The 5,860-nt window shown below is 66.2% G+C and carries 4 protein-coding genes and 2 pseudogenes; 5 read left to right on the forward strand and 1 reads right to left on the reverse strand.

Features of this window, described 5'->3' with window-relative positions:
• Positions 1 to 867 (reverse strand): annotated as a pseudogene (locus AIIKEEIJ_RS32995) (hypothetical protein); the annotation flags it as partial.
• Positions 868 to 1,110: 243 nt separating this feature from the next.
• On the opposite strand from AIIKEEIJ_RS32995, the gene AIIKEEIJ_RS12040 reads away from it, so the two are divergent.
• The 5 genes and pseudogenes from AIIKEEIJ_RS12040 to AIIKEEIJ_RS12060 all read left to right on the forward strand — a co-directional run.
• Positions 1,111 to 2,601 (forward strand): peptidoglycan DD-metalloendopeptidase family protein, encoded by a 1,491-nt coding sequence (locus AIIKEEIJ_RS12040; RefSeq protein WP_161995739.1) that lies wholly within the window; start codon positions 1,111 to 1,113, stop codon positions 2,599 to 2,601.
• Positions 2,598 to 3,092: a hypothetical protein gene (locus AIIKEEIJ_RS12045; protein ID WP_050035726.1), complete on the forward strand. Its 495-nt coding sequence runs from the start codon at positions 2,598 to 2,600 to the stop codon at positions 3,090 to 3,092. Before AIIKEEIJ_RS12040 ends, AIIKEEIJ_RS12045 begins: the two co-directional genes overlap by 4 nt.
• 26 nt (positions 3,093 to 3,118) lie before the next feature.
• On the forward strand, positions 3,119 to 4,045 hold the full coding sequence (locus AIIKEEIJ_RS12050; RefSeq protein ID WP_144415040.1) for an RsiV family protein: 927 nt from the start codon (positions 3,119 to 3,121) through the stop codon (positions 4,043 to 4,045).
• A 123-nt stretch (positions 4,046 to 4,168) separates the two neighbouring features.
• On the forward strand, positions 4,169 to 4,897 hold the full coding sequence (locus AIIKEEIJ_RS12055) for an eCIS core domain-containing protein (protein WP_161995740.1): 729 nt from the start codon (positions 4,169 to 4,171) through the stop codon (positions 4,895 to 4,897).
• A gap of 103 nt (positions 4,898 to 5,000) precedes the next feature.
• A pseudogene (locus AIIKEEIJ_RS12060) lies at positions 5,001 to 5,860 on the forward strand (hypothetical protein); the annotation flags it as partial.

Genomic DNA, 5,860 nt, shown 5'->3' on the forward strand with positions numbered 1-5,860 from the left:
CGTCCCATCCGGCAACCGAGGACTACCATCCGGACACGGCTCCGGAGGCTCGTAACACGTCCCATCCGGCAACCGAGGACTACCATCCGGACACGGCTCCGGAGGATCCACAATCGGCGGACAGGTCTGCCCCGCCTGCACCGTAGTTCCATCCGGGCACGTGGTTCCTGTAGTTCCGGGATTCGGTGTTCCCGGTCCGGGGCTTGGTCCGGGGCTTCCCGGCTTGTGAGGCTGAGTCCCCGACCCCGGCGGTACCTGCGGAATCGGGACGCATGGGCCGGTCGGGTGCTGCAGACGCTGCTCTCCCTCAGCGCATTCCGGCGGTGGTGGCGCCTGGGTCGGAATTTCTGGGAAGAAGGAGATGAGGCTGACGCGCCAGTCGTTCCCTTGTTTGACAGCAGCGACACGGTCCACGCGCATGTCGCTCTCCTCGAGAACCGCCCCGTCCGACGCCGTCACCTTCTGGTTCAGCATCACCGCACGCTCGACGGCGTTTTCGGAGTCCTTCGGGTGCTCTCCGAAGATCACCAGGGCATCGGCGATCACCGAAGCATCCGCGGCTTTCCATTCGTCCCACCACACGCTGGTTCCGCGTTCACTGGAGTGATTCGCTGCCGCGAGCTCGGGAGTCAGATACTTCGATGCCCGCTCGTAGGCGTCGCGTGTCGAGGCGTCCGTCGTCGGATACCACGTGAACATGGTTTCGAGGGCACCTTCGATGGCGTCTCGGGCTCCGTCCGGAAGTGAGTCTTCGTCGGTCCCCGTCCATGCCGACTGCGGATCCGGTTCTCCGCCTCCGCACGCCACGACGAACCCCAGCGCTGCGATCAGCGCTACGAATGCCGAGAGGAAGCGCAGCGATCTCATCAACCCTCCTGGGAGTCGATCGTCGCACGCTCCATGGTCGAAGAGCGCTGGCAAGCAACAGAATGCCCGATCGGGAACGGCAGTCGGAACGTTCGAGCAGGCATACCGGACAGCGGGGGCACGGATCCTCGACGAAAGGGCCGAACCGGCCGGCAACCCTGCCGTTGTAGAACAGGTCTGGTGATAGTTGAAGCCGTACAACGGATGCGATCGAGTCCACGAAATGCCGGCGGGATCCATGCCATGAGAATGCGTCGTGCACTCGGACGGCTCGCGGGCCTGCTCGTGGTCGTCCTGACAGTTGCATTGGGTCAACCGGGACCGGCGTTCGCCGACACCGGGGCGGGTGTCCCGTGCCCCATGAACCGGAAACCGGTCGCGGACGGCACGTTCGTCGTCTCGTCCCCGTTTGGTGCCCGAAGTGGGGGTTTCCACCAGGGCGTCGACATGGCCGGGGATGCCGGAACCGACATCTACGCAGCTCTCGACGGCACCGTCTCGGCGGCCGGGCCTGCCAGTGGCTTCGGGCAATGGATCGTGATCGACACACCGACACGTACCGGGGTCGTCTCCACCGTCTACGGGCACATGTACCCCGACGGCGTGCTGGTGCGCACCGGTGATCCGGTGAGGACCGGGCAGCACATCGCCGACATCGGATCCAACGGCCAATCCAGCGGACCGCACCTGCACTTCGAACTGTGGGAGGGCGGGCGCTTCAACGGTCGAGCCGTCGACCCCGCTCCCCTGCTCGACGAGGGCGCATCGTCGGGTTCCTCCGTGGTGGAACTGGTGGCCGCCACCACCGACTGCTCCGTCGGTGTTCTCACCCCCGGACTCGTCCCGCCCGAGTTCGTACCGTGGCTGCTGAAGGCCGGCGTGATGTGTTCGGGTATTACCGCACCGCTCCTGGCGGCGCAACTGGAGGCGGAGAACGGATTCCGGCACGGCCCTTCGGCCCCCGTCTCGTCGACGGGAGCCCGCGGCCCGGCACAGTTCATGCCTGCCACGTGGACGACCTGGGGCAAGGACTACGACGGCAGCGGACCTCCCCCGGACGTCAACAGCATCGCTGACGCTGTGATGGCCCAGGGCGCGCTGATGTGCGAGAACCACCGATCAAGCGCCGACGCCATCTCCACGGGCCGTGTGGTCGGCGATCCGGTGGCCCTGGCGCTCGCCGCCTACAACGCCGGATTCGGTGCGGTGCTGGAGGCGGGAGGCATGCCCTTCGGTGGGGAGTACACCACCCAGACACAGCCCTACGTGAAGAAGATCCTCGAGCGCGCCATGGCGTTCGCGGCCGCGCCCTGGGCGACGGGGACGACCCCACCGCCGCCGACCGAGGCGCCGCAGCCCGATGTCGGCGACCGGATCGTCGAGGTGGCCCGGACCCTCGAGGGGACATCGTGGGTCTGGGGCGGCGGCAACATCGACGGCCCGACCAGGGGTGGTATCGACAGTCCCGGCCTCACCCGGCATGCGGTGGCGCAGGCAACGGACGGCAAGGTCGTGTTGCCACGTTCGACTCAGGAACAGTGGGAGATCGGCGACCCCATTCCGGTCAACGAACTCGACCCCGGGGACCTGGTCTTCTCAGGGTGGAACGAGTTCGACATTCCCACCCACGTCGGGATCGCGGTTGGCGGCGGCAAGATGGTGCACGCGTCGACCGACAGTGGCGTGACCGTCTCGAACTTCGACCCCGAGTCGGAGGGGCGGCGAGTGACATGAACCTCGGGAAGTGCTCCGGATCGCTGCTCGCGTCGTGCGCAGTGGTGCTCATCGCGTCCGGATGCGGGGAGAGTGTCCAGGGAACGGCCACTCCGGACATCGACCGGGAGGATCCGCTCGTCGTCATCGAGACCGCACTGGAGACGATGTTCACATGGAGGCCGGCAGAGGACGAATCGGGAGCAGCCGCACTGGAGCGGGCCGCACCGTACCTCGGTCCCGAACTCGGGTCCCAAACCGTCGTCTCTCAACCAGGACCCGGATCACAGTGGGAGCAGTGGAAACGCGACCAGGCGACCGTCCGCGCGGACGCCGCCTTCCTCGCCGACGAGCATCCCCCCGACAGCGACGACACCGTCCACCGTGTCGTCTCGATCAGACAATCGGCAACGACACCGAACGACCTGCTCATCGACGAGAACGAACACGTCGCATGGGCGATTGCGACCAGAGGTGACGACGGATGGCGGCTGACGTCGCTGCAGTTCTGATCTTCCTGTAGAGATGGGATCCCGGCATGCTCGAGAACGGCGGACGGATCTTCACCGCTGCGGTCGGTGTGGTCGCTCTCGTGGTGGCAGTGATCTTCGTCGGCCACGGTCTCCTTACCGGCCCTACTACACCTTCGGCAGTCTCCGACACGTCCATCGCCGCGAACGCACCGCCGGGTGAAGCCGACTCCAGCGCAGCGACGGGTGGCCCCGACCACCCACCTGAGGGAGGCGGAGCGCCCGACTCCGCACCAGCACCGGAGCCCAGCACCGTACCGGGACCGTACGGGAACGGCGGCGCAGGCGGAGGTGGCGCTGGCGGAGGCGGCGGAGGTGGCTCCGGCACCGCCACCCCGGAGCCCTACACCGACGCCTCGACCGAAGTCGTCACGCCGAATCCCGTACCTGTCGATGTCGTCCTCCCCCAGATCACCGGGGGCGACCCCGCCGTCACCGATACCTTCAATGCAGCGATGCGCGCCGCTCTGGACGACCGCATCGCGGAGGTACGGGCAGGTGGTCGATTGACCGGCTCGGACGGCGAGGTCGCCCATATCGGCGAACGCGTCACTAGTGGCGTGCTACTGGTGACAGCCGAATACGAGGAGTCCGCAGAGGACTTCGCAGACACCGTCGTGGTCGGCATTGACTCCGGTGACGTGCTCACGCTCGACGAGATTTTCACCGACACCGCTGACGGCCTCGATCGTCTTGTTGCCGTCTCCCGCGAACTCGGCCCGAGCACCGACGCGGGCGCCTCGTTCGACCTGAATGCCGTCAGCGCCGACCCGGCATTGTTCTCTCGCTGGCTTGCGACCCCCGACGGGATGCGGATCTACTTCGCCGAGGGATCCGTCGCACCGACCTACTCCGATCTTGTGGAACTCACCGTGCCGTGGGAGGAACTGAGTACTGTGCTCGACCCGGACATGCATGCAGTCCTCACCAGCTGAGAATCCTGCCCGATCAGATGCACGTTCGGGCAGTCATCGTTGCCCGAACGGCCACGCCTTCGCATCTTTCGTACAGCTGGAGAACGGTGGATGTTCGGTGCGTACCGACGGAAGCGAGAGACCATGCGCACGCACGAGACAGATCACGACGGCGATGCGGAGCTGCGTCCCAAGGCTTCGCGACTCGACGAACCGAACTCGGCTCTCGCTCTGAGAGCGGCGTTGTCCGGACGTCTGGACGTCGCCGGACCCGAAGGCATGGCCGGGTTGCAGCGTGTCGTCGGCAATGCCGGAGCGTCGGCACTCCTCGACGAGGACCGTTCGCCCGTGCACGACGTCGTCGCCTCTGCGGGAACACCGCTGCCCACCGACCTGCGCACTGATATGGAGGGCCGGTTCGGTCAGGACTTCGGAGACGTGCGCGTCCACAGCGACGGAACAGCGCACGAATCCGCGAAATCCGTCAATGCACAGGCGTACACGGTGGGTTCGGACATCGTCTTCCAGAACGACAGGTACGACCCCGGATCGGACACCGGCAAGCACATGATCGCTCACGAACTGACGCATGTCGTGCAGCAGCGCAATGGCCCTGTCGACGGCACCGACGCCGGCGGTGGGGTACGGATCAGCGATCCCTCGGATCGGTTCGAACGCGACGCCGTCGCGAATGCCGACCACGTCATGGCCGCACCCGCTCCCACGACCGCGCCCTCCGGCGCACTCCAGCGAACCACGGAAGAGGGATCCGCTGCCGTGCAGCGTGAGGAGGCCGCGGAGGAAAAGGAAGACGAAACCGCCCAGACCTTCGTGCAGCGTCAGGAGGAGGAGTCCGAGGAAGAATCAGCGTGATGCCATGACTGCACCCACTCGAGTCACGAGATCCGTTGCCCCGGAACGCACTCCTGCGCGATCGGCTGCTGCTGTGCGGTCGGATTCCAACTCACTACGCCGCTTGCAGTCCGCCGCGGGCAACCACGCCGTTGCGTCTCTCGTCACCCAGCGTCTCGACGCCGGACCCGTCCAGAGCGGTTGCGTTGCGCCACCCGTAGAACCGACACCGGCTGATCCGCAGAAGGATCCGCAATGGGCCCACGCGAAACATGAGATCGAGACCAAAGCCGATGCAACCAAAGCGCATCCCCCTGCCTCGAAGGAAGTGGGCGAGGCACAGAACGCGGCCGTCGCGCCACCCGACGACAAGGAAGCCCAGGCCAAGGCCGCTCACACCGGCAAGATGGACGCCGCGAAGCCAGGAGGCTTCGACAAGGCGGGCTTCATCGCCGCGGTGAAGGCCGCGATCGCGGCGAAGGCTCCGAAGAACCTGGACGAGGCGGACAAGTTCGCGCAATCCGGCAAGGCGGATCAGGTCAAGAACGAGGTGATGAGCAAGGTCACCGGAGGGAAGCAGGCGTCCGCCCGAGAAATCAAGGATTCGACCGAGGCGACACCGGATACCTCCACTGCGAAGGACAAGCCGGTCACACCGCTTCAGCCACCCCCGTCGCCGTCCGCGCCTCCACCACCGGATCCGAAACTGTTGGCACCGAAACCTGCACCCGACGACCAGACGAGACTGGGTGCGGACAGCTGCGCCACCGACCACAAGATGGCGGAAGCCGGGGTCACCAAGGAACAACTCGCCAAATCGAACGAGCCCGAGTTCACCGGTGCACTCGAGGCGAAGAAGACTGCCGAGGAGCACGACGCGAATGCGCCCGCTGCTGTGCGCGAGAAGGAAGCTCAGGTCATCGCCGGCGCCACTGCGGATGCCGATGCCACGGCGAAGACCGGATTGAGTTCGATTACCGCCTC

It is taken from the genome of Rhodococcus sp. YH1 (genome assembly GCF_009939605.1).
In the GTDB taxonomy this organism is placed as follows: Bacteria; Actinomycetota; Actinomycetes; order Mycobacteriales; family Mycobacteriaceae; genus Rhodococcus; species Rhodococcus aetherivorans.

Excerpts from the sequence above, each read along its gene's own strand:
- AIIKEEIJ_RS12040 (WP_161995739.1), top strand. The coding sequence starts at position 1,111 with ATGAGAATGCGTCGTGCACTCGGACGGCTCGCGGGCCTGCTCGTGGTC.
- AIIKEEIJ_RS12045 (WP_050035726.1), top strand. The coding sequence starts at position 2,598 with ATGAACCTCGGGAAGTGCTCCGGATCGCTGCTCGCGTCGTGCGCAGTG.
- AIIKEEIJ_RS12050 (WP_144415040.1), top strand. The coding sequence starts at position 3,119 with ATGCTCGAGAACGGCGGACGGATCTTCACCGCTGCGGTCGGTGTGGTC.
- AIIKEEIJ_RS12055 (WP_161995740.1), top strand. The coding sequence starts at position 4,169 with ATGCGCACGCACGAGACAGATCACGACGGCGATGCGGAGCTGCGTCCC.